Annotated in this window: 22 protein-coding genes; 5 read left to right on the forward strand and 17 right to left on the reverse strand. The window is 50.9% G+C overall.

Features of this window, described 5'->3' with window-relative positions:
- Nucleotides 1-73: 73 nt before the first annotated feature.
- The 6 genes from GGC63_RS27610 to GGC63_RS27635 all read right to left on the reverse strand — a co-directional run bounded on the left by GGC63_RS27610 (nt 74) and on the right by GGC63_RS27635 (nt 3956).
- A complete protein-coding gene (locus GGC63_RS27610; protein WP_079914094.1) occupies nt 74-391 on the reverse strand; it encodes a hypothetical protein in 318 nt (105 codons plus the stop codon).
- A gap of 88 nt (nt 392-479) precedes the next feature.
- Nucleotides 480-1445, reverse strand: a complete 966-nt coding sequence (locus GGC63_RS27615; RefSeq protein WP_192705052.1) for a magnesium transporter CorA family protein — start codon at nt 1443-1445, stop codon at nt 480-482.
- A 357-nt stretch (nt 1446-1802) separates the two neighbouring features.
- Nucleotides 1803-2579 carry a sigma-70 family RNA polymerase sigma factor gene (locus GGC63_RS27620; protein ID WP_079914092.1) on the reverse strand — a complete coding sequence of 259 codons (777 nt, stop codon included), beginning with the start codon at nt 2577-2579 and terminating at the stop codon, nt 1803-1805.
- Nucleotides 2576-3025: an anti-sigma B factor RsbW gene (gene rsbW, locus GGC63_RS27625; RefSeq protein WP_192705053.1), complete on the reverse strand. Its 450-nt coding sequence runs from the start codon at nt 3023-3025 to the stop codon at nt 2576-2578. The genes GGC63_RS27620 and rsbW overlap by 4 nt, the downstream gene beginning before the upstream one ends.
- A 20-nt stretch (nt 3026-3045) precedes the next feature.
- The gene (locus GGC63_RS27630; RefSeq protein WP_192705054.1) at nt 3046-3381 is read right to left on the reverse strand and encodes an STAS domain-containing protein; all 336 of its coding nucleotides are present in this window, start codon (nt 3379-3381) and stop codon (nt 3046-3048) included.
- Nucleotides 3382-3512: 131 nt separating this feature from the next.
- Complete coding sequence (locus GGC63_RS27635; RefSeq protein WP_192705055.1) at nt 3513-3956, reverse strand: DUF948 domain-containing protein; 444 nt, start codon at nt 3954-3956, stop codon at nt 3513-3515.
- 187 nt (nt 3957-4143) lie between these two features.
- Here GGC63_RS27635 and GGC63_RS27640 point away from each other — a divergent pair, with 187 nt between their 5' ends.
- Nucleotides 4144-4302: a hypothetical protein gene (locus GGC63_RS27640; protein WP_179136260.1), complete on the forward strand. Its 159-nt coding sequence runs from the start codon at nt 4144-4146 to the stop codon at nt 4300-4302.
- A gap of 129 nt (nt 4303-4431) precedes the next feature.
- Here the strand turns inward: GGC63_RS27640 and GGC63_RS27645 are convergent, their stop codons facing one another.
- From GGC63_RS27645 to GGC63_RS27685, 9 genes are all read right to left on the reverse strand, one after another.
- Nucleotides 4432-5610, reverse strand: coding sequence for an NAD(P)/FAD-dependent oxidoreductase (locus GGC63_RS27645; RefSeq protein WP_079914088.1), 1179 nt, complete (start codon nt 5608-5610; stop codon nt 4432-4434).
- Nucleotides 5611-5643: 33 nt separating this feature from the next.
- Nucleotides 5644-6066, reverse strand: a complete 423-nt coding sequence (locus tag GGC63_RS27650) for a DUF1641 domain-containing protein (RefSeq protein ID WP_079914087.1) — start codon at nt 6064-6066, stop codon at nt 5644-5646.
- Nucleotides 6067-6510: 444 nt separating this feature from the next.
- On the reverse strand, nt 6511-7560 hold the full coding sequence (locus GGC63_RS27655; protein WP_192705056.1) for a Leu/Phe/Val dehydrogenase: 1050 nt from the start codon (nt 7558-7560) through the stop codon (nt 6511-6513).
- Between the two features lie 174 nt (nt 7561-7734).
- Complete coding sequence (locus GGC63_RS27660; protein ID WP_192705057.1) at nt 7735-8289, reverse strand: hypothetical protein; 555 nt, start codon at nt 8287-8289, stop codon at nt 7735-7737.
- A 76-nt stretch (nt 8290-8365) separates the two neighbouring features.
- Nucleotides 8366-9565 (reverse strand): glucose-1-phosphate adenylyltransferase, encoded by a 1200-nt coding sequence (locus GGC63_RS27665; RefSeq protein WP_192705058.1) that lies wholly within the window; start codon nt 9563-9565, stop codon nt 8366-8368.
- Nucleotides 9566-9903: 338 nt separating this feature from the next.
- Nucleotides 9904-11094, reverse strand: a complete 1191-nt coding sequence (locus tag GGC63_RS27670; RefSeq protein WP_192705059.1) for an ATP-binding protein — start codon at nt 11092-11094, stop codon at nt 9904-9906.
- A gap of 36 nt (nt 11095-11130) precedes the next feature.
- Complete coding sequence (locus GGC63_RS27675) at nt 11131-12009, reverse strand: protein-glutamate O-methyltransferase CheR (RefSeq protein ID WP_318781134.1); 879 nt, start codon at nt 12007-12009, stop codon at nt 11131-11133.
- Between the two features lie 44 nt (nt 12010-12053).
- Nucleotides 12054-15734 (reverse strand): response regulator, encoded by a 3681-nt coding sequence (locus tag GGC63_RS27680; protein WP_192705061.1) that lies wholly within the window; start codon nt 15732-15734, stop codon nt 12054-12056.
- Between the two features lie 31 nt (nt 15735-15765).
- Nucleotides 15766-16911, reverse strand: coding sequence for a SpoIIE family protein phosphatase (locus tag GGC63_RS27685; RefSeq protein WP_192705062.1), 1146 nt, complete (start codon nt 16909-16911; stop codon nt 15766-15768).
- A 282-nt stretch (nt 16912-17193) separates the two neighbouring features.
- Here GGC63_RS27685 and GGC63_RS27690 point away from each other — a divergent pair, with 282 nt between their 5' ends.
- Nucleotides 17194-17640, forward strand: coding sequence for a general stress protein (locus GGC63_RS27690; RefSeq protein WP_079914080.1), 447 nt, complete (start codon nt 17194-17196; stop codon nt 17638-17640).
- Nucleotides 17641-17693: 53 nt separating this feature from the next.
- Nucleotides 17694-17858 carry a DUF1328 domain-containing protein gene (locus tag GGC63_RS27695; protein WP_079914079.1) on the forward strand — a complete coding sequence of 55 codons (165 nt, stop codon included), beginning with the start codon at nt 17694-17696 and terminating at the stop codon, nt 17856-17858.
- A 95-nt stretch (nt 17859-17953) separates the two neighbouring features.
- On the opposite strand, the gene GGC63_RS27700 is transcribed toward GGC63_RS27695, so the two are convergent.
- Complete coding sequence (locus GGC63_RS27700; RefSeq protein WP_192705063.1) at nt 17954-18463, reverse strand: DUF4188 domain-containing protein; 510 nt, start codon at nt 18461-18463, stop codon at nt 17954-17956.
- 32 nt (nt 18464-18495) lie between these two features.
- Nucleotides 18496-19134 carry a TetR/AcrR family transcriptional regulator gene (locus GGC63_RS27705; protein WP_192705130.1) on the reverse strand — a complete coding sequence of 213 codons (639 nt, stop codon included), beginning with the start codon at nt 19132-19134 and terminating at the stop codon, nt 18496-18498.
- Between the two features lie 203 nt (nt 19135-19337).
- Between GGC63_RS27705 and GGC63_RS27710 the strand changes: the two genes are divergently transcribed.
- Together GGC63_RS27710 and GGC63_RS27715 are read left to right on the forward strand one after the other, a co-directional pair.
- Nucleotides 19338-19928, forward strand: coding sequence for a sigma-70 family RNA polymerase sigma factor (locus GGC63_RS27710; protein ID WP_192705064.1), 591 nt, complete (start codon nt 19338-19340; stop codon nt 19926-19928).
- Entirely contained in the window at nt 19903-20952 is a 1050-nt protein-coding gene (locus GGC63_RS27715) for a hypothetical protein (protein ID WP_192705065.1), read from the forward strand. Before GGC63_RS27710 ends, GGC63_RS27715 begins: the two co-directional genes overlap by 26 nt.
- Nucleotides 20953-21153 lie beyond the last annotated feature (201 nt).

Here is a 21153-nt window from a genome sequence, read left to right on the forward strand (position 1 = left end):
CGCAAGCAGGCGGCTGTCAAAAGGAGACAGCCGCCTGCTTGCGCCTACTCATTCAAGCTTCATCTATATGGACTTATCGTTCCAGCAGCAGTACCAGCTCGTCCGGCATCGTTTGCTCGTGCAAAAGCATCCCTACATGCAGCTTGGGCCTGTCCGGCTTTACAAAATGACCGTCTTCCAAATGATAGCCGAGCTCCTTGGCCGCTGCGTGCAGCTTACAGAACAGCTCTGCCGCTTGAATCGCATCGTCCAGGTTTGAGAACGTTTCCAACACATTGCCGGTTCCCAGCGGATTGACCTGGGATTGAATGGTAACTTGAAACTTGTCCGAGTCGGTCTGACGTACGGAAACCTCATTGCCCCCGCAAGGGATACTGTGTTTTACTGTCATGGCAAACACCGCCTTTGTACAATAGGATAATGTGTTGCTTAAGTATCATTACCCTGTACCTGACAGCTTGAAACGAAGCAAGCGGCGTTTAAAACAGGTTGGAATCCTTCTTTTTCCCGCGGATCAAATCTCCTGTCCAGCCCTTCCACTTCAGCCATCCGTAGACGATAAGGGTAAGCAGCAGAATGAATACAATGGATACCGGATAGCCCCATTGATATTCCAGCTCGGGCATTTCTTTGAAATTCATACCCCACAAGCCCGCAAAGACCGTAGCCGGCGTACAGACGACCGTAAATACGGTCAATGTCTTCATAATCTCGTTCCCTCTGTACGACGCTATATTCTCATCCATAGCCAGAAGCGTGCTCACCTCGTCGTTAAAATGCGCCATTCGAAGCGTAAGCCGTTCCACCCGCAGGCACGTCACACGATAGGCTTCGCAGCGCGCCAACTGCTCGGGATCATAAAGCTCCTTCACGGCTACCAGCAGCTCTTCCAGAGGGGTAATCCGGTGCTGCCAATGCAGCAGATCGTACTGCCGCTCTATCAAATGGTCCAGCAGGTGCGCGTTATTAAATCTTCTCATTCGCTGCTCCAGCTTGGTCAGCCTGGCGGAGAGCAGATCCAGACCATGCAGGCAGACCAAAGCCAGCTCACTCAGCAGCACGAAGAAGCCCTCTGCCGCCGTGCGGCAGCCCTTCATCCTATCATGGAGCCCCTCTTCATCCAGATGAGGACTCATGCTGGAATAATCCAGCTCGGAAGTAAACAACTCGTTCTCAGCCAAGTAAAACGATACATAGAGAGCCTCTTGATCCTCGCGCGGAGCCGGGCTGCCGTACAGAATCGCTCCGTACAAAGCTTTCGAGCCGTTATCATACATCCGGATCCGGGGTGTCCGGAAGCGGACCGTGCTGTGCTTTTTGAGCTGCTGAAGGCCGTTGACCGAATGGAGATCCTCCCGAGAGGCCTCATCCCCCTTTATTGCGGCCAAATCATCGCCGACATGCCATCTCCACCCGCCAGGCATGTTGAGCTGTCGAATTGTCATTGTCCATCTCCTCCCTACAGGCGTGGTAACAGGTGCGCATAAAAATACGCCCTTGTGAGGGCGTGAGTCTGTTGAAAAACCTGTAAAGCTTGAAAAATAGCATTGGTACCCCGGTGGGGTATCCCCCTCCGGCCGCTGTTGTTCCCGGAAAAATTTTGATTATATCGCTTTACAGCGGGTATTTTCCGAGAACAAAGGCGGACGCTATCGCTCCTACGAGGGATACCCCACCTACCACCTTTTACATTTTTCTATATGACCGGGTTTTTCAACAACCTTACGCCCTCGAGAGGGCGTGAGTCTGCTGGTAAGCTTATAATCTGAACACGCTTACACGAAGGCTTGTCCACTAGGCTATCAAGCGTCCGAAATTTCGCGGGATTCCGTGAAAAACTGCTTCAGCTTGTCAATCGCCCGCTTCTGAATCCGGGATACGCTCATTTGCGATACGTTCAGCTGCTCCGCTATGGTCCGCTGGGACTGGCCTTCTACATAAGCAAGATGGAGCACCTGCTGCTCCTGGGTTTTCAGCCGCGCCATCGCATCTTCCAAATCCAGCTTGCGCTCGAGCTGCTGAAAATCATCTTTCTCCTCGCTCAGCAAATCGCCGATAGTGGCCCCATTGTCCTCCGTAGACAACGGCGTGTCCAAAGAAACATAGTGATAATATTCACGGCCGGCCAGAATCTCGATTGTCTCCTCGACGGAAAGGTCCACCTCTTGAGCGATCTCCTCCACATTGGGTGACCGCTCAAGCCGAACCGTCAGCATATCGATAGCGGTTTGAATACGGCCGCTTTTTTCCTTAACGCGCCGCGGTACCTGGATATACCAGGACTTATCGCGCAAGTAATTTTTCATATGTCCTATGATGCTTTTCATCATGTACGCTTCAAATTGAACCCCCTGCTCCGTATCGAACTGCTTAAACAGCCGGAGCATGGACATCTGTCCCACCTGGTACAAATCTTCATAGAGGTCCGGACGGTTGCGCGACATTTTGCCCGCAGCCATCTTGACCATCGGTTCAAACTGCAGCAGCAAAGAGGTGGCGACCTCATTACAACCCGTTTGCTGATATTTTGCAATCAGATCGTGAATATGGAATGCCGGTCTCTCTGAATTTATTTTCATACCATTTCCTCACTTTTACTAAGACGTTTGGTCAATATGACCTCGGTCCCCCTCTCGCTCATCACTTCCACTTCATCCATCAGCGCCTGCATCAAATAAATGCCCAAGCCTCCGATGTTCGCCTCTTCTATTGATTTATGATGAAGCGATGTGGCCTGTTGAGCTTTCTCTTCATAATCAAAGCTGTGACCATGGTCCTTAACCGAAATACGTACCCCGTTCTCCAGCATTTCGAAACGGATATCCATCGTTCCCGGTCTGCCCGGATCATAGGCGTGGACGACCACATTGTTGCATGCCTCGGCTACGGCAACCTTCATGTCCTCAATTTCCTCGTAGGAGAAGCCGAGCTTGGTGCATATGCCATACAAGGTCAAACGCACGAGGTCTATAAACTCCGCTTCGGCAGGTAACGTCATACTAACCGTACGATTTTCCCAGTTCATATCTTCTCTTCTACCCTTTCTTATATCGCGTTATTCTTGGTTTCTTGGATAAACGGGGTTAACCCGGTCATATCGAACAGCCTTTTAATTTTGGGAGGAATATCCTCTACAATGATCGGAGCTTTCAGTACGTGTCGGGCTTTGAGCAAAGATAGGATCACCCCGATCCCCGTGCTGTCGATATACCCCAAATGCTTCAGATTCAGCACCATCAACCGGTCCGTATCCGCTACGAAGGAATCCGCAGCTGCTCGAAATTCAGCCGCCTTGGACAAGTCGAGCTCGCCTTTTAAATAAACCAGATTGCTATTTGGAGTGACCTTTTTTTCTATTTCGAACGTATGCTTTCGATTCATTCTTTTAAGCTCCTCTCTAACATCCAAACTTGTTTCCCATTATCATACCATTACCCCGAAAGGGAACCAATGAAACAGCCGAAATCGGATGTTGTCATGAATTTTTATTTTCCCCTGCTCCTAATGCTGCATTAAGGGGCTGGCGATTGACGCCGCTTGATTTGATGCCAGGCCTCCAGCACCACCGGCGCCAGCTGCAGTGCCTTGGCGATAGTTCCTGCGATGGGCCGGCACGCTTCTTCCGTCACCTTTTCCTTGATCGTACGGGCCGCCGCAGCCGATGCCTGCTTCACCGAGGAAGTGACCTCCTCGACCGCCTCACCTGCCAGCTTGACCGAATCAAATACAGGCTCCAGAGCATGCAGCTTTTGCAAAATATCCATAGTCACCTCATTCGTATGCCCGAGCAGCTCGGACGCCTCCTGCGTCATATTCTTCACTTCGTTCTGCAGCTCACGAATGGTCGTATTCGTCTGGCCCAGCAGCGATGTTACGGAACGCAGTGTCGTAATTAGAAAAACGACCAGAACCACAAACGCGATGGCGATGACAGCTACACTGATTTGAATGATCATGGATTTCCCTCCCCAGAGTTCATGAATGTCAGCTTCAGCCCCGTAAGCCGGTACCGCTTATTCATCCTTATTCGGCTATTACCCTCCGCAGGTACATAATGAAACTTGATTCATTCTCGCTAAGCCGGGGTAATACATGCTACAGCGCTTCACCCAATTCGAGATGAATGTAAAGGAGCGATGCAGCATGGAACCGAACAATGTAGATATTGAACAAAAGCGTATCGAACAAAAATATGATAAAGGGCTTGTCGCCTCAACCTTCATTAAATACGCAGCCTACATCGTCATCTTCTTTGGCTTCCTATACTTCATTGTGCGCTATATCTTCCCAATGTTCCGGTAAAACCGGCACAAACCAAAAAACTTCGCCCTTTCCGTTTTCATCCAAAAACGGGGCGAAGTTTTTTATGTAATCAAAGCAAAAAAGCCTTGCTGCGGAAAGCAATTCCGGGCAAGGCTTTTGGCATATGAATTAATAGGCAAGCGTGAAAAGGCCGTTGATATGAGACAAATAACGCATGTTGCTTGCTTCTTTCATCAGGGTAGCAGGCAAGCCCTTCAAGCGGGTTTGGTTCGCGCCGATCGTACCGATGCCGTCTTTGCGGCCCAAGCTTGCAAGCGTACCGGAGAATACAGGGCTGAACTCTTGCTTTGGTCCGTTGTTGAAGTAAGCGAAAATATTGTAGCCGATCGTTTCGCCCATTTGCCAAGCCAATTGAGCGGTAGGAGGATATGGACGGCCTTCTTTGCCGAACACAACCGCACTGTCGCCAGCCAGGAATACGTCCGGATGGGATGTGGATTGCAGGAAGTCTGTTACGGTTGCACGACCGCGGTTTACTTCGATACCACAGTTAGCCACAACGGAGTTACCTTGAACGCCGCCGGTCCATACTAAAGTGCTCGTATCGATGGAACTTCCGTCTTTCAACGATACGGTAGTTTCCGTCATTTCCGTAATAGGTACGCCGGTCAAGAACTGAACGCCGCGTTTTTCCAAGCTGGTTTGAGCGCGCTCAACCAATTCAGGAGCAAAGCCTGCCAGAATGGAAGGACCCGCTTCTACGCAGTACAAGGAAATTTCGTTGAAATCGATCCCTTTTTTACGGCACAGGCCAGGAAGCATATCCGCGAATTCGCCGACAAGCTCGACACCGGTAAGACCGCCGCCGCCGATAACGAACGTTGCGTCCGCTTTGTTCTTGGTTTTCGCGTAAGCATCGATGCGCTCTTCCACATGCGCACGCAAGCGGTTAGCGTCAGCCGCCGATTTCAGAACGAAGCTGTTTTCTTGCAAACCTGGGATTCCGAAGAATGCCGTTTCACTGCCCAATGCAATGACAAGAACGTCATACTCATACGTTTTGCCGCTGGCCATAAGAACCTTTTTCTCGTCCGGGCTGATTTTCTCAACAGTGTCAATGCGCAGATTTACGTCTTTACCGCGAAGCAGCTTTTCCAAAGGAAGAGCTACAGCCTGCTCGGACAGGTTACCTGCAGCCAATCTATGAAGCTCGGTAATGATTTGGTGAGTCGGAAAACGATTCACAAGAGTAATGGTTGCTTCTTCTGCTGTCATATATTTGCGTGCAGTCAGCGCAGTCAACAATCCGCCGTAACCGCCGCCCAAAATTAAAATTTGCTTCGACATACTTATCCTCCGTTCTATGGTAAATCCAATGGATTAACGCTGTTCCTTTTGTTCACGGCGCTCAGCCATAACATCCAGGAAAGCTTGGGAAAGCTGCAGCATTTTTTGCACTTGCGGATCTTTCAGCATTCTCAAGATGCCGAACAGACCGACAGAAGTGGTTTGCGCTGTCGCTACACGATCATTAGCCTCGATAGCAGCCGATGCAATACTTTTAGCACCATCTTGAATCGGTTTTACGAATTCTTCCATACCACCCTTGATATCCTCGATCAGCACTTGGTCCGTCACTACGTTTTGTACCACGTCGTAGGTTTTGGTCAGGATAGTAACCAATTCAGCCAGCTTAGGCAGGTTCTCTACCAGGACGGTTAGAGATTGCTGCACCTCAGGCTTCATCAATTGGTCAAGAACATCCGCAGATTCACGTGAAATCGTTTGTGTTGCTTCTGACATAAGTAAACGTCCTCCTTTGCATTGAGATAGAAAACCGCCAGTGTTTGCATCCCTGTTCATTCATTATAGCTTTTCCGTCTCAAGGAGATTTATGAAAATTGGATTTCAGACTAATTGTTAGTTGTAACTTTTTTCACAAGTAAGGCAGAAGTCCATCATTTAACTTTTTCCTTGCGATAGAACAGGTGCGAACGGAATCCTATGTAGTTCCTATTATACTCCTACTTCGTCAAATAGAAAAAAGCAATTTTCGACATTTGTGAACATTCTGCGAACAAATTAAGCTATTTTACGGATTTGTGACCTATTTATGGCATGTTATCATCCTTTTTTTAGACTAGCCTGCGAATTAGTCCGAAAATGAAACAAATACCCCTGCAAAATGTTAAAACGCCGTTCATGCTCATCCTTTGGACGAAACAAACGGCGGCTCTTATCTATTATTTAAGGCGCTGCATTGACAAGCCGCTGCTCGGCCAGTCTATCGGCCGCAAGAGATGCGGCAATCCCCTCTGTCCGGGCTGATTGGAACACGCCGGCTGCATTGGCCGAGATGCGTTCCACCTGCTGTTTGGCTTGAGCCCCGTTGCAGCCGTTCAGCTCAGCCGCGGTAACAATGATTCCGCCTGCATTAATCACATAGTCGGGAGCATAAAGAATCCCTGCCCCGTTCAGCAGCACCCCATGTCTCGGTTCGGCGAGCTGATTGTTTGCGGCGCCCGCTACGATACGGCAGCGAAGCTGTCCTAGCGTCGTATCGTTCAAGATCCCCCCGAGCGCACAAGGGGAAAACACATCGCACGCGGCGGCGTATATTTGATCCGGCATGACGGCGCTCGCGCCAAATTGCTTCATCGCGAAGAGGACTCGCCGTTCGTCCACATCCGCCACGATCAATCTGGCGCCTGCGTCGTTCAGGTATCGGCATAAGAAGGTGCCGACCTTGCCCAGGCCTTGCACCACCACCGTGATGCGGTTCAAATCATCGGTTCCGTACACTTCCTTCAGGGCAACCCGTATCCCCAAATAAACCCCATATGCCGTCATCTCCGCTGTGAATTCCCCTGTTGCACATAAGGACCCCGTCGTATCCGTTACATAACCGGTCTCGTGCCTGACGGCATCCATATCTTGAACCGTCGTCCCCAGATCGATGCCGGTAATATATCTCCCCTGCATCGTTTCAATGAAGCGGCCGAGCGAGCGAAAGACTGCCTCCCGCCTTGCCGGGTCGGGTTTGCCCATAATGACGGCCTTGCCGCCTCCATAGGGGAGGCCCGAAACGGCACATTTGTACGTCATCCCCTTTGCCAAACGAAGCGCGTCCCGAATAGCCTCCTCCTCCGAGGTATAGTCCCATATGCGGCACCCCCCGAGTGCAGGTCCCAGACGGGTATTGTGTATTGCTATAATCGCCTTCAAGCCGCTGCCCTTATCCTGACATAGGACAAGCTGTTCCGTATCATCCAGTTCCATTGCTTTCCATAATTCCATAGAAAGGTCCCCTTCGCCAAGCCGATTGTTCAGGGTATTCATCACAAATGCATGACTCTACTATAGACATATTCAAAGGCATGGACTCTGGTGACTTCCAAATGGGAGGCCAAGAACGTTTCATATAAGAAATACCCCTGTTCCTATGCGGAAACAGGGGTTAAGCTCTTGCATCTACTGAACGGCTTCTTGAAAATAGTGAACCGAAGTTACCTTGCCGCTGACTACATCGGTGTAGATTTTTAAGACATGGCTTCCATCCTTATAGACGATACCGTCCTCGCTGACAAAATAGGGCTGACCCAGCTTAACCTTAAGCTTATCGATATCCATCGGAACTTGGTCCCCATCGATATCCAGCTTCCCCGTTGACGCCGGCACCACCACGTACTCGATTTCGCCGTCCACCATAATGATGCTGCAATCGTTAAAGGTGTAAGTTTTTAAGGAAGGTAATATTTCATCCTGCTTCATAGATAGGGGCTGGCCTTTCATTTCGAACACGGTCTTCAAATCATCCGTTAGCGACAATCCGTTCACGGATTGAAAGCGGGACTGGCCCGATTCCGGATTCGTCTTCTGCGGCTGGACCGACATGTCCGAACGGCCCCCCGGCTTGGAGGAATCCGTCATGGCCAAAGCAGCCTCTTCGTGAATGGGCTGAACAACTCCCAAGCCCGTCCATAGGAATATCGTCGTTATTGTAATCATCCAAGACATCCTGTTCATGTTCCTTCCCTCCCCAATGTGTGGTGTTAGGACCCAAAAACATGCTGCCGGGAAATCATAAACAATAGACTTATTATTAGCCTATGAGCTCCGCTTGCAATTGATTAGCCGAAACGAAAATTTTCGGCAGCTTTTGCCCCTGAATGCTGATGACTTCTCTGTCGCCGATCACGGAGATCATCCCCCCGTCGGCCGAACCCCAAGTGGTGCCATCGCGTACAACGGCCCCTTCACCGACTATCGATTTGTATATGGTCACCCCGCTGCCGATCTGTGCTCCCGGCATAATGACGCTGTCGAAAATACGGCTGCCCTGCCCTATAACAGCTTCCGTGGAAATCACCGAGCGCTCCACCTGCCCATGAATGGTGCAATCGGAGCAGATAAGCGATTGCCTTACGAGTCCCAGCGATTCTACAAAGCGCGATTGCGCCAAGCCATTGGCACTGTAGAGCGGCCAGGAGTCCCGGCTTGCTACGAAGGCAGGGCTTCCGCCCAGCATATCCATATGGGCTTCCCACAGGCTTTCAATAGTACCGACATCTTTCCAATAGTCGGCAAATTCATAAGCGTACAGCTTGGCATTATGCTCCAGCATAGCCGGAATGACGTTATTTCCAAAATCATGGCCGGAAGACGAATCCTGAGCATCCCGTTCCAGGAATGTGCGTAAGAAGGAAGTATTGAATATATAAATGCCCATAGAAGCCAAATTGCTTGCCGGAGTCTTCGGTTTCTCCGCGAATTCCGTAATGCGTCCGCTGGAATCGGTTTTCATAATCCCGAAGCGGCTTGCTTCCGATATAGGTACCGGAGTTACGGCAATGGTCGCATCCGCGCCCGCTGTCAAATGATGCTCCAGCAGCTTGCGATAATCCATATGATAAATGTGATCGCCCGAAAGGACGAGCACCGTATCCGGGTTATACTTCTCGATAAAGGACCAATTGCGGTAAATCGCATCGGCCGTCCCGAGGTACCCTCTTTCGCCGATATGGGACTGGCGGGACGATAAGAGAGCTATCTCCCCTTGCTCCGGCTTCTCCAGCCATGCGGAGCCCAGACCGATATGACGATGCAGAGCCTCGGGACGATACTGTGTCACTACACCAACCGTATCGAGGCAGGAATGCCGGCAGTTGCTAAGCGCAAAGTCAATCATTCGGGCTGAGCCGCCAAAATGAACGGCAGGCTTCGCCTTTTGACTCGTCAGTATGCCCAATCTCTTCCCTTCCCCTCCGGCAAGAAGCATAGCCACACATTGCTTTTGTGTCATCCCGTCATCACCAAACCTTTCCGTTTATGTAGTTTGCCTGACCTTCATAGTATTGATTAAACGAAGGGGACCGCATTGAAACAAGCGCTTCTAGGTTTTGGGCACTCCTGATTAGTATGGTCTATAATCAATTTTTCAATCTGGAGGAGACGGGGAAAATAAATCCCAGGGATGGAGGGAAGGCGGATGAGGGAGTGAATCACTTCATGCGCCGCCCGAACTCGGACGATATGAATTTGAAGGCAACAAAAAAAGCCTATGGTTCGCTATAGGCATGTCATGGCTTCCCTTTGGACAGAAGGGAGAAGTATTCGATTTCTATCGTTTTGCTTCACCAATTATAAGGTATGATGCTCCAGCAAGCCTATTTTCGGCCGTATCGTAAACACAAATCTGGCTCCCGATGTATATTCCGTATCCAGATAAATCGTGCCCCCGAGCAGCTCGGTGAAATTTTTGCAGATGGCAAGCCCCAGCCCTGTGCCTCCATATTTGCGGGTTGTAGAGGAATCCAGCTGGGAAAAGGGCTTGAACAGAATATCGCGCTTGGAGGCGGGAATGCCGATTCCCGTATCCTGCACGGCAAACTCAATTTCCACGTATTGATCCGCTTCGCGGGACAGCTCTTTAACCGACACGTGCACGCAGCCGCTCTCCGTAAATTTGACGGCGTTTCCGAGCAAATTCACGAGAATCTGCCTTAACCTGGATTCATCTCCTACAAGCAGCTCAGGCAGCCGCGGATCGATCTCATAGGCGATATTCAACGATTTGCTGCGCGTTTCCAGCTGAAAGAGGCCTACGGACTCCTGCAGACAGGAATGGAGATGGAACAGCTCCTCGGTAATTTCCATTTTACCGGATTCGATTTTGGACAGGTCCAGTACGTCGTTCAGAATCGTCAGCAGCGAGGCGCCGCTCTTGCGGATCGTCTCGGCATACTCCCGCTGCTCCCCGGAGAGCTGCGTATCCAGCAGCAGATCCGCCATAGCCAGCACTCCGTTGAGAGGGGTACGAATTTCATGGCTCATGACCGCCAGAAATTCCGACTTGGCCCGCGCGGCCTTCTCGGCCTCCTCCTTGGCCTGCTGCAGCTCCCGGGTCCGTTCTTGCAGCAGTGCCGTCTGCCTTTGCAGCTGCTGCTGGGTCACGTAAATGTGAACGAAGCCCTCGATTTTCGAGCGCAGTACATGAGGCATGACGGGCTTAACCATATAATCGATCGCACCGACGGAGTACGCCGTGAAGGATTGATCCTGCTCATGATAGGCCGCCGTAACGAAAATGATCGGTACTGCCTTCGATTTATCCCGGGATTTAATCCATTTGGCCGTCTCGAAGCCGTCCATGCCAGGCATCTGTACGTCCAGCACAATAACGGCAAAATTATAGGTGAGCAAGCAGCGAAGAGCCTCCTCACCGGAGTGTGCCTTGACCAAATGGTAAGGCTGATCGCCAAGCATCGCCTCCAAAGCCAGAAGATTTTCCGGTTGATCGTCAACAAGCAGGATGTGAATCGGTTCATTCATGCAGCTTCCCATTCCTTTCCGTTATCGCTGGCATCCTTATTTGATCTTGCAATACATTTTCTGCTGCGGATCGAGCATTTCATAATGGGCCGCATGCTTGGTGAACGTGATCGTCTCCTTGTCTCCGAGCACAAAGATGCCCGAACGGCACAAGCTCTCATACATCAAATCATGCACCTTGCTTTGCAGCCCGGAGTTAAAATAAATCAATACATTGCGGCAGAAAATAACATGAAATTCATTGAAGGAGCGGTCCGTAACCAGATTATGCTGGGCAAAGACGATATTGCTGCGCAAAAAGGCTTGAAGGGTCGCCGTATCCCCGGATGCCGTATAATAACGGGAAAACTCCTCCTTGCCTCCGGCCTTAATATAATTTTTGGTGTATTCCCGCATCTTTTTCAATGGATAGACTCCCCGTTCTGCATATTGGAGCACTTCCTCATTCATGTCCGTTGCGTACAGTCTCGTCCTGTCATACAGGCCCTCCTCATGCAACAGGATGGCCATGGAATATACTTCCTCCCCTGTAGCACAGCCCGCATGCCAAATCCGGATCGACGGGAGCTTCCGGAGCAGAGGGACCACCTTCCTGCGGAAGGCTTCAAATAAGCCCGGATCGCGAAACATTTCGGTGACATGAATGACCAGATCGGATGCAAGCCGTTCCATGCAGGCCCTGTCATGCAGTACCCGGCTCTGCAGCTCGGAAATCGTCTGCAGCCGTTCCCCGTACAGCCGGTGCCATATGCGGCGGCGCAGGGTGGGGTAGGCATAATGGCGAAAATCGTATCCATACAGCCGGAACACCCCTTCCAGCAGCAGCTCGATCTCTATTCGCTCGCGCTCGGCCTCCTCATCCCCAAGGGGTTCCGCATCTACAGTTGTGTCTGCCACCCAAGCATTCGAATTCACACTGCTTCTCCTTTCCAGCCTCCGCTTCTCTCCTGCACCGCTCATCACTTGCATAACCAGACACGGATAAGGGAAAGCAGCTGCTCCGTATGAACCGGTTTCGTAATATAGTCCGATGCCCCAGCCTGGACACACTTCTCTCGATCGTCCTTCATGGCCTTGGCCGTCAAGGCTATGATAGGCAGTTGCTCAAACTGCGGCTGGCTGCGGATGGCGCCCATAGCTTCATAGCCGTCCATCTCCGGCATCATAATATCCATGAGCACAAGATCAATATCCGGGCTTTCCGACAGACGCTCCAATGCCTGCTTGCCCGTCTCCGCAAAGGAAACCTGCATATCATAGCCCTCCAGTAAATTCGACAGGGCGAACACGTTGCGGATATCGTCGTCCACGAGGAGCACCTTTTTACCGGCGAACACGGCTTCCTTGCTGTGAAGCTTTTGCAGAATACGGCGTTTGGCTTCCGGCAGACGGGCCTCCACCCGATGAAGAAACATGGCCGTTTCGTCCAGCAGGCGCTCCGGCGATTTCACGTCCTTGATAATGATCGATTCCGCATATTTCTTGAGCCTGAGCCGCTCCTTGCTGTCCCATCTATGCTGCGTATAAATAACAATAGGCAGACGCCGCAGGCCTTCTTCGGATTTAATCCGGTCCAGAAGCTCGAACTCGGCCAGATCCGTCGGTCCCATATCGATAACCATGCAATCGAAGGACTGCTTCTTCAGTTCCTCCCAAGCTTCGGCTCCGCCCGATGCGCTGACGATTTGAACATCATCATGCCCGATCAACTCGGTAATGGTGCTGCGATGATCCTCGTCCTTGCCTACAAGTAAAAGCCGTCTCAAGCCGTTATCCAGGAAGGCTTCAATTTGGGTGAACGCCTGCTCCAGACTTTCCTTGCTCGAAGGCTTCTGCAAATAAGCGATCGCTCCCATGGACAAGCCTTGTTGAATTTCGTCCACTACCGAAACGATATGCACCGGGATATGCCTCGTGGCAGCATCATTCTTGAGATGAACGAGAATGGACCAGCCGTCGATCACAGGAAGCTGGATATCGAGCAGGATCGCATCGGGCTTATAAGCTTTGGCCAGCTCGAGTCCCGTGTCTCCCTGGAGTGCGACGATGGTTTTGAAGCCTCTCTCGCGGGCGGTATCCATACAGATTTTGGCAAAATGGATATCGTCTTCCACGATCAGCAGAACCCTGTCGCCCTCCTCAATAGAGCCTCGATCGTCCGGAAACTGCTGTGTCTCCTCAGAAGGCATGGCGCAGGATTCCATCGGCCTCAACAGAGCCATAGGCGGAACCGGCTCCGCTAAGAACGGTTCGACGTCCCTGGCAGCAGCCGCTTGCGTGTAGCCTTCGCTCAGCAGCGATTCATGATTTTGGGGGACGTACAAGGTGAAACGGCTTCCTTCGCCCTCCACACTCTCCAGCTCGATGCAGCCTCCAAGCAGTCCCGCTATCTGCCTGCTGATCGACAGGCCGAGTCCCGTCCCGCCATAGTGGCGGCTCGTCGTGCCGTCCGCCTGACGGAATGCTTCGAAGATCATTCTCTGCTTATCAGCAGGGATGCCGATTCCGGTATCCGCTATCGTAAATCCGATCATAGGGCTGTCGCCCGTCAGCGAATGAATATGAATGGATACGCCTCCCTTGAACGTAAATTTAAATGCGTTGGAAAGCAGATTCTTCAGCACCTGCTGAAGGCGGAGGGAATCGGTCACGATGTCTTGCGGAGTCCCTTCATCGATTTGGATATCGAACGACAGCTTCTTCTTGCGGGCCATCGGGGCGAAAGCTTTGTACAGAGCGTCCGTCACATCCTTGATGACGACCGTCTCGGTGTGAAGCTCCATTTTACCGGATTCGACCTTGGCCAGATCCAGCACATCATCAATCAGCTTCAGAAGGTCGCTGCCCGAAGTATAAATCGTCTCGGCATACTCAACCTGCTTGCGGTTCAGATTACCCTCTTTGTTCTCTTTCAACAGCTGGGACAAAATCAGCAGACTGTTGAGAGGCGTCCGCAGCTCATGAGACATATTGGCAAGAAATTCCGACTTGTATTTGGATGCGTAGGCCAGCTCTATCGCCTGCTTCTCCAGCGCATCGTTGGCATGCTCAATCTGCCGGTTCATTTCCTCGGATTCGAGGATTTGCTCTTCAAGCTGCTTCGTTTTGCGCAGCAAATCGGCATTGCTTCTCTCGAGCTCCTCTTGCTGGCGCTGCAGCAGTTCCTCCGAGGCTTGCAAAGCCTTGGTCTGCTCCTCCAGCTTTTCGTTGGATGCCTGAAGCTCCTCCTGCTGGGTCAAGAGCTCCTCCGATTGACTCTGCAGCTCGTCCGTCAATGATTGAGAAATTCGCAGCAGCTCCTCTACCCGCAGCTGTCCCCGGATTCGCTGCACCGTTATCGCAACGATCTCGCTGAGCCGGTCCAGCAGCTGAAGCTCCAGCAGGCTGAACGGCTGGAGAGAGGCTACCTCGAAAACAGCCACAACCTCATCGTAAGAGACAGCGGAACGAATGGCTACCGACAGCGCGGCCACCTCTCCGAAGGCGGACCGGATCTTCAAATAATCGGCCGGCACCTCCGTGAGGTCGATCGGCTTCCCGTCCAAGGCGCATTGACCGATAAGTCCTTGTCCGGGGATGACCTGTTGAACCGGCTCCGTCCCGTCTGCGCGGGCATACATTCCTTTTAGCTCCAATGTACGGAGTGCATCCTGCTTGGGACCCGCTTCCTTCTCGGCGATATAAATAGCCCCGCTGTGAGCCCCAATGATGCGGCAGAGCTCGCCGATGAACGTCTGCCCCATCTCCTCGAACCGCCGGACACTCTGAAGCTCCGTAGAAATGAACGAGATATGGGATTCGAGCCAAGCCTGATCGGCATTAAGCTGGCTTAATTTCCGTTCATTGGCCGTTGACTCCTCCAAATCCTCAGCAATCTCATTAAAAATATGGGCGATATCGGCGAATTCATCCGTTGTCGTAATCGCTATGCGATAGGAGCCCATCCATCTGCCCTGCTCCTTTTCCAATCCGAAATTCGAGATGATGCCCGATAGCATTCCCAATCCCCGGGTCACGCTGAGAACAATCCAGAACATGATGGCAATGCCGATCAACAGGCTCAGTATGGCCAGCAGCATCGTATACATATAAACGCGGCTGTTTTCTTCTTCCGCCGCTGTCAGCGCCTGCTTCATCGCTTCTTCCTGGTAATCGGTCATACTGCCGATGCTGCTTACAAAATCATCCTGGTAACCGACGCCGACTGCGGTTCGCAGCTCGTTGGCCTCTGCTTGCTTGCCCGCCCTGTACAGCTGAAGGACGTCGTCCTTGTATTTCAAGAACGTTTTGCCGCTATTCGAAATATCGGCCGCTAAGGACTGCTCCATCCCCCCTTTGAACTCGGTATCCATTTGGCTAAGGGCTTTAGAGACAATGAGGCTCTGCGAACGAATCGCCTCCAGACTTTGGGTCGATTTCGCCGGGTCGGCAATCAACAGCAAATTAGCGAGCGACTTGGCAAGCTCCGTCGTCCCGTTGTGAAGCTCCGCGGTCAGCTGCACCTTCTTGTACCGGTTGCTGTAAATCTCCTTCATGCTTTCGTCTATCGTCGTCAAGCGGTTAATCCCGATTCCGGCCAGTGTGAACATCAGCACCATCAGCGCGCCGAAGCCGAGAAACAGCTTTGTTTTTATCTTCATTGTACTCTCTCCTTACAGCCCCTCCGACGCTTTACCTCGCTCGAACCAGGACCATGCAAATATCGTCCTCCTGCTCCTTCCTGACCTCAGGAGGCAGAAGCCGATCGATGATGCTGCACAGCTCTTCCTCTCCGCTGCATGCGGACAGCTCATTGATGAGCGGGTTCGTTTCCTCCTGCCCTTCCTCTTCCAGCGCCTCCAGCAGGCCGTCCGTATACAGGAAAAGCTGAATCGGGCTCTTGTATTCGAGCACCCCTTTTTGAATATGCATTTGCTCGAAAAATCCGACGGCACAGCCTCCCTGATCCAAAAGGCGGACCGCTTGCCCTTCCTCGAACAGCATGCCGGGCGGATGTCCGGCGTTAACATATTCGATAGTCCGGGCCTCCGTGTCGATCAGCAGATAGATAGCCGTAAAATAATAGCTGAAGCCGTTGTTATTCCGTTTGTTCAACTGGTTCATGTACCGGTTCAGCTCGGCGACAACCAGATCCGGGGAGACGAACCGGGTGATCGTATCCTGCATGACGGATGAGATGAACATGCATACAAGCGACGAGGAAATGCCATGCCCCATCATATCCAGCAAAATGATGCCGTACCGATGGTCATCGATGCGGTACCATGAATATAAATCTCCTGCCAGCTCATAGGAGGGATGGTAGGAGGCGCTGATATCCAGCCTATCCGTATGGACCGGCTGACCCAGCACGCTGCTTTGCACCTGCTTGGCCAGCTCAAGCTCGCTTTTGATCCGCGCTTCGTTCTCCTTATGCCAGTCCTTCTCGTGCTTCAAGCGCAGCGCTACACGTATGCGCGCGATTAGCTCCACCTTGTTGACAGGCTTCATCACATAATCCGAAGCCCCCGCCTCCAGCACCTCCGCCAGCAGGTTGGAGTCTCCCAATGCCGTCACGATGATGATGGGGATGTCTTTCAGCTCCTCGCATTCCTGAATGCGTCTGCAGGCCTCAAGACCGTCTATCTCAGGCATCATCATATCCAGCAAAATCAAATCGACCGGTTCCTTGGGTCCCCTCCCGGTCCCGACATTTAACAAGTCCAGCAATTCCACGGCGGATGATAGCTTGATAAAATGCGAATACCCCGTATTGCTCAATATTTTTTCAATCACCATCAGGTTAATGGGATTGTCGTCCACGATCACGATATTCATCGTCAGTAGTCCCCTATCGTTTTGCGTCTTACTTGCTTTCTATTATAAATAGAACTCTATATTTATGTAACCAATCTCCGCGGGATTGAATCACCTTCACTTCCTGTTTCATTCCTGGGGCAATCGGTTAAAAAATGGCATGCCGGTCCCGGCGGCTCGACAGCTCAAGTGAGTGCCCTACTCGAAAACTCAGCAGGCGCTTACGAAGAAAGTTTTCTAGCGAAAACTCAGTAGGTGCTCACGAAGAAAGTTTTCTAGCGAAAACTCTAAGGAGGGATTACCATGAACAACAAGGTGAAGCTGGTAATGACAGAGGAGCAGGCAATCGAAGCCATTCGCGATTTCCGAAGGGAAGGCTATGCGCTGGAGGAAATCTACGTGTTGGCTCATGACGACAAGACCACCGAAGGGCTGGCCAATCTTATGGACACCAATAAGGTAGGCTTGTATGAGGAAGGCATCGCGAATACATTCGCGAACTTGTTCCGCTCCAGGGGAGACCAATTGCGCTCCAAGATGCATTCGCTGGGCTTGACGAAAGCGGAGGCCGATCATTTCGAGGCTGAGCTCGACAAAGGAAAAATCCTTGTCATGGTGTGGTACGACGATATCGATCGCCATGATCTGGAGGAGGCCCGCCGCCGCAATCTCCATCGGGACGAGCCGGTTATTCCGCCCGCCGGCCTCTATATGTCCGACAGTATTGGACCCGACGGCACGATGCGATAACGCTTAGGCTAAAGACATCAACATGAACGGAATCCTATTGGGAGGTGAGGCAAATGTTAAGCTGGGCATTATTGTTTCTGGTTATTGCAATCATCGCCGGAATCTTCGGATTTCTTGGCATTGCTTCCGCCGCAGCGGGGATTGCCAAAGTGTTGTTCGTTCTGTTCCTGATCCTGTTTGTCATCACGCTGATTTTGGGGCGTAGACCTTCAGCCTGACCCAAGACAGCCCATTCAGGGCATTCCATTTGATAAATGAACAAAAGGAGCTGTGATCCCGAGTTGTCGGGAGCAGCTCCTTTTGCATGCCAGCTTTATCCGGTAATTTCCGTATTCTCCTGCTTGTGTCCGCGGCCGGCACTCAACCGGTCGCGGGCGCTTTCATGCCGCCTGGCCACAGGAAGGTGTGAGCCGGCTTGGGCCAATCCGTAGACCGGCATATTGTTATAGAAGCATTCATGCTTGCCCTCGTCGATCAAATACGATTCATGATAAATACCAACCGTACCGCTCGTTCCGACCTTCTGATTAAATTCACGCCAAGCCTCCAGGTGGGTAGCCCCATGCCTCGCGTAATGCTCCAGCTGCTCAAAGGACCGCCAATACTGCACTATCGTCAGACCGCGCCAGGATAGGAAATAGGAGGCCGACAAAAAACCGAGCTCCGGATGCTGATACAGCTCCTTTAACATCTTGGGCATCGCCTTCATCACCGGCAGCCACTTGTGAACGGCCCACAGCTTGTTAATGCGCATTCCAATCATAAAAACGACAAAGGACCCTTCCATCTGGGCCGTATATCTTCCCGGTATAACCTTTGACATTGCACCCACATCCTTTTTATTTATTCTATAGCTTAACTTCGCATTAATAGCTTCAGATGAGCCTCATATACTCCCATTACATCGTTGGACCGGTACAAATGCGCGGTTAGAAACGCCCCGTAAAAAATCGTAAACGCCATTTGTACGGCCATACCCGGCGTTATGCCTTCTCTTAATTGTCCATCTGCATGGGCTTCTTCTACAAACTGCCGAAACAGCTCGAACAGGTTCGGATCCTGCCGGCCAATCTCCCTATGCTCGGGAAACAGCAAATAAATTTCGGCTTCGCTAAGCTCCGGCATGCACGGATGCATCTTCATTTCGGACAAGAAGCTGATCAAGCTTAGCATCAGGCCGGGCCATTTCTTCGAGCGTTCTGCCACGTCAGCGAATATATGGCGCAGCGCCGCAAATCCCCGCTTCGGCTTCTCCGCCAGCTCGATCATCCGGTCTGTCAGCCAGACCCGCATGTAATAAACGAGCACATCCTCCTTTTGCGGAAAAAATTTAAAAAAGGTGACCTTCGATATTTCCGCCTTACGGCAAATGTCTTCCAAGTAGACCTCGCGAAACGATTTTTCTCCGATAAGCTCCAGACACGCTTCGTACAAGGCCAGCTTAGCCCGGGCTTTCTTGAGCTCCCGCAATGGTATAGCGTTTTGTTCTGCCATCATGAATTCCTTCCAAAGTTTTGTTAACTCATATCAATAAATTAACACTAATTAACTTTTGAAGTCAAGTAAAGCTTCTGATCTTTTTTCCATATTTATTAGCAGTGGAATATAACCTAAACTAAAAACTAAATAGAACCGAACCTTTTTGGGATACAGAGACAATATAGGGTGTAAGCTGCTTACTCAGGAGGGCCCTCTGAATGCAAAGTGAATACATGTACGAATTACTCGCCAAAGTGAAGGATGGTGATCAACAGGCGTTTCAAGCGATGTATGACGCCACCTATCAGGACGTCTATCGCACAGTCTCCTTTCTGGTGGATCACCAGCAGGATCGGGAAGACATCATGAACGAGATCTATATGCAAATGTGGACCTCGCTTGCCAGCTATGATATGAACCGTCCTTTCCACTTCTGGCTGCACGGATTGGTCATCCGCCAAGTGCAGAGATTTCGAGTCAAGGGATGGCGGAGATTCCGAATTTTTGAACGCATCCGTATCTTCTCCCGGGAAGAGCATCATTGGGATCACCCCACTGTGGTGACGGAGGGGACTAACCAAGAGATATCACAGGCACTCCAAAAACTGACCGACAAACAAAGAACGGTGACTATCCTCCGTTTTTTCCATGACTATACTCTTGAGGAAATCGCAGTATTGCTCGATATTCCGCTGGGTACAGTCAAGTCCAGATATCATGCTGGCCTTCAGGCGCTTCGAAAACATGTAGGGAATCTCCCCCCGGAAAGGATGGAACAGCTCCATGACTATGGAACGCAAAATCCGTGAACATCTGCATCAAGCAGCAGAAGCGATGGAATGCCCACCGGCCATATCCAAACGTATAGAACAATCCTATGCTCAATATTTGCAACGAAAAAGGAGAGAACTATCTATGAAAAAACGACTTATTAGCGGAATCGCTGCGGCTGCGATTTTGATTCCAACTGCAGCTTTCGCGGCCCCTCCCCTGATTGAAATGCTTACTAGAACACCCATGACTACGGAACAAGTCAAGGTGGATGAGGCTGGCAAAGCAGCACTTGAGAAGCTGTACAGCGCATTGCCCGTAACAAAATCGTTTGAGATTATCGATGCAAGCCGCGTTCAAGGTGTCCAAACCAGTATCACATTGCAGGAAAAAGGTGGAACTGGCAAAAGGATTACTCTTCATACCAATGCGGTTACGGGTGCAATCGAGCACGTGATTCAAGAGAATTGGGAGCCTAAGGAGAAGCCGCTCACTGCTTTAACGGATCAGGAAATCAAGACCAAGGTAGATGATCTTATTGCTAAAATGTACGGCAGCATCGGTGAGTATGAGTTTGCTATGGAGCAAATGGAGAACCCGGAACAAAAAACATGGATGTTAAATTACACCAAAAAGGGATCGAAAGCGCCATTCTACCAGGCTTTTGTCCAGGGCAATACCATCAGTATTTCTCTGATCGGCGGTGAGACTGCACCTTCAAGCATAAAAGTAGAGGGCTTCTTCTCCACAAATGGCAAGCCCGATTATACTGCTGATGCCTTTTTGAACGATGAAAGCCTGTTTTCTTTGCTAAACATGAGCCCAGCAGAATTAAAGCAGCAATTGGCAAAAGGGCAATCTGTTGTTGAAATTGCAGCATCTAAGCATGTCTCTAAACAGCAAGTGATTGATGTGATTGCAAATACGCAGGCTGAAGGACAGATTCAAGCTGAACAAAATGGGGAAATCCCTAAGAGCCATCCTTCAAAGGAACAAATGAAAAAAGCTCTTGAGCCAAAAATTTTGCCGGTTATCGAACATAAAACGGAAACACCATGGTAAGGTTGGAAGAGCCATACGGGTGAATGCTGTAAAGCAAGCGATGAGCCCTGCTTGTTCAAAATGAAAGTGGGCCAACTGAGCTGCTGCCTGAAAAGGTGGGGGCAGGAATAGAAGTACAATAGCCTTAACTCCGATTCGGTGACCCGTAGGAGGCATTTTTAAAAAAATGCCCTCCTGCGGGTCATTGCTGCTTTGATCAAA

The sequence above is a fragment of the Paenibacillus sp. OAS669 genome (assembly GCF_014873645.1).
Lineage (GTDB): Bacteria > Bacillota > Bacilli > Paenibacillales > NBRC-103111 > Paenibacillus_S > Paenibacillus_S vulneris.

Bases quoted from the DNA above. Each gene is read 5' to 3' on its own strand.
- GGC63_RS27655 (WP_192705056.1), bottom strand. From the start codon at position 7,560: ATGGAATTATGGAAAGCAATGGAACTGGATGATACGGAACAGCTTGTC.
- GGC63_RS27610 (WP_079914094.1), bottom strand. From the start codon at position 391: ATGACAGTAAAACACAGTATCCCTTGCGGGGGCAATGAGGTTTCCGTA.
- GGC63_RS27700 (WP_192705063.1), bottom strand. From the start codon at position 18,463: ATGTCAAAGGTTATACCGGGAAGATATACGGCCCAGATGGAAGGGTCC.
- GGC63_RS27705 (WP_192705130.1), bottom strand. From the start codon at position 19,134: ATGGCAGAACAAAACGCTATACCATTGCGGGAGCTCAAGAAAGCCCGG.
- GGC63_RS27710 (WP_192705064.1), top strand. From the start codon at position 19,338: ATGCAAAGTGAATACATGTACGAATTACTCGCCAAAGTGAAGGATGGT.
- GGC63_RS27670 (WP_192705059.1), bottom strand. From the start codon at position 11,094: ATGAATGAACCGATTCACATCCTGCTTGTTGACGATCAACCGGAAAAT.
- GGC63_RS27680 (WP_192705061.1), bottom strand. From the start codon at position 15,734: ATGAAGATAAAAACAAAGCTGTTTCTCGGCTTCGGCGCGCTGATGGTG.
- GGC63_RS27665 (WP_192705058.1), bottom strand. From the start codon at position 9,565: ATGACACAAAAGCAATGTGTGGCTATGCTTCTTGCCGGAGGGGAAGGG.
- GGC63_RS27645 (WP_079914088.1), bottom strand. From the start codon at position 5,610: ATGTCGAAGCAAATTTTAATTTTGGGCGGCGGTTACGGCGGATTGTTG.
- GGC63_RS27690 (WP_079914080.1), top strand. From the start codon at position 17,194: ATGAACAACAAGGTGAAGCTGGTAATGACAGAGGAGCAGGCAATCGAA.
- GGC63_RS27635 (WP_192705055.1), bottom strand. From the start codon at position 3,956: ATGATCATTCAAATCAGTGTAGCTGTCATCGCCATCGCGTTTGTGGTT.
- GGC63_RS27695 (WP_079914079.1), top strand. From the start codon at position 17,694: ATGTTAAGCTGGGCATTATTGTTTCTGGTTATTGCAATCATCGCCGGA.
- GGC63_RS27715 (WP_192705065.1), top strand. From the start codon at position 19,903: ATGACTATGGAACGCAAAATCCGTGAACATCTGCATCAAGCAGCAGAA.
- GGC63_RS27640 (WP_179136260.1), top strand. From the start codon at position 4,144: ATGGAACCGAACAATGTAGATATTGAACAAAAGCGTATCGAACAAAAA.
- GGC63_RS27685 (WP_192705062.1), bottom strand. From the start codon at position 16,911: ATGAATATCGTGATCGTGGACGACAATCCCATTAACCTGATGGTGATT.
- GGC63_RS27620 (WP_079914092.1), bottom strand. From the start codon at position 2,579: ATGAAAATAAATTCAGAGAGACCGGCATTCCATATTCACGATCTGATT.
- GGC63_RS27650 (WP_079914087.1), bottom strand. From the start codon at position 6,066: ATGTCAGAAGCAACACAAACGATTTCACGTGAATCTGCGGATGTTCTT.
- GGC63_RS27615 (WP_192705052.1), bottom strand. From the start codon at position 1,445: ATGACAATTCGACAGCTCAACATGCCTGGCGGGTGGAGATGGCATGTC.
- GGC63_RS27630 (WP_192705054.1), bottom strand. From the start codon at position 3,381: ATGAATCGAAAGCATACGTTCGAAATAGAAAAAAAGGTCACTCCAAAT.
- GGC63_RS27660 (WP_192705057.1), bottom strand. From the start codon at position 8,289: ATGAACAGGATGTCTTGGATGATTACAATAACGACGATATTCCTATGG.
- rsbW (WP_192705053.1), bottom strand. From the start codon at position 3,025: ATGAACTGGGAAAATCGTACGGTTAGTATGACGTTACCTGCCGAAGCG.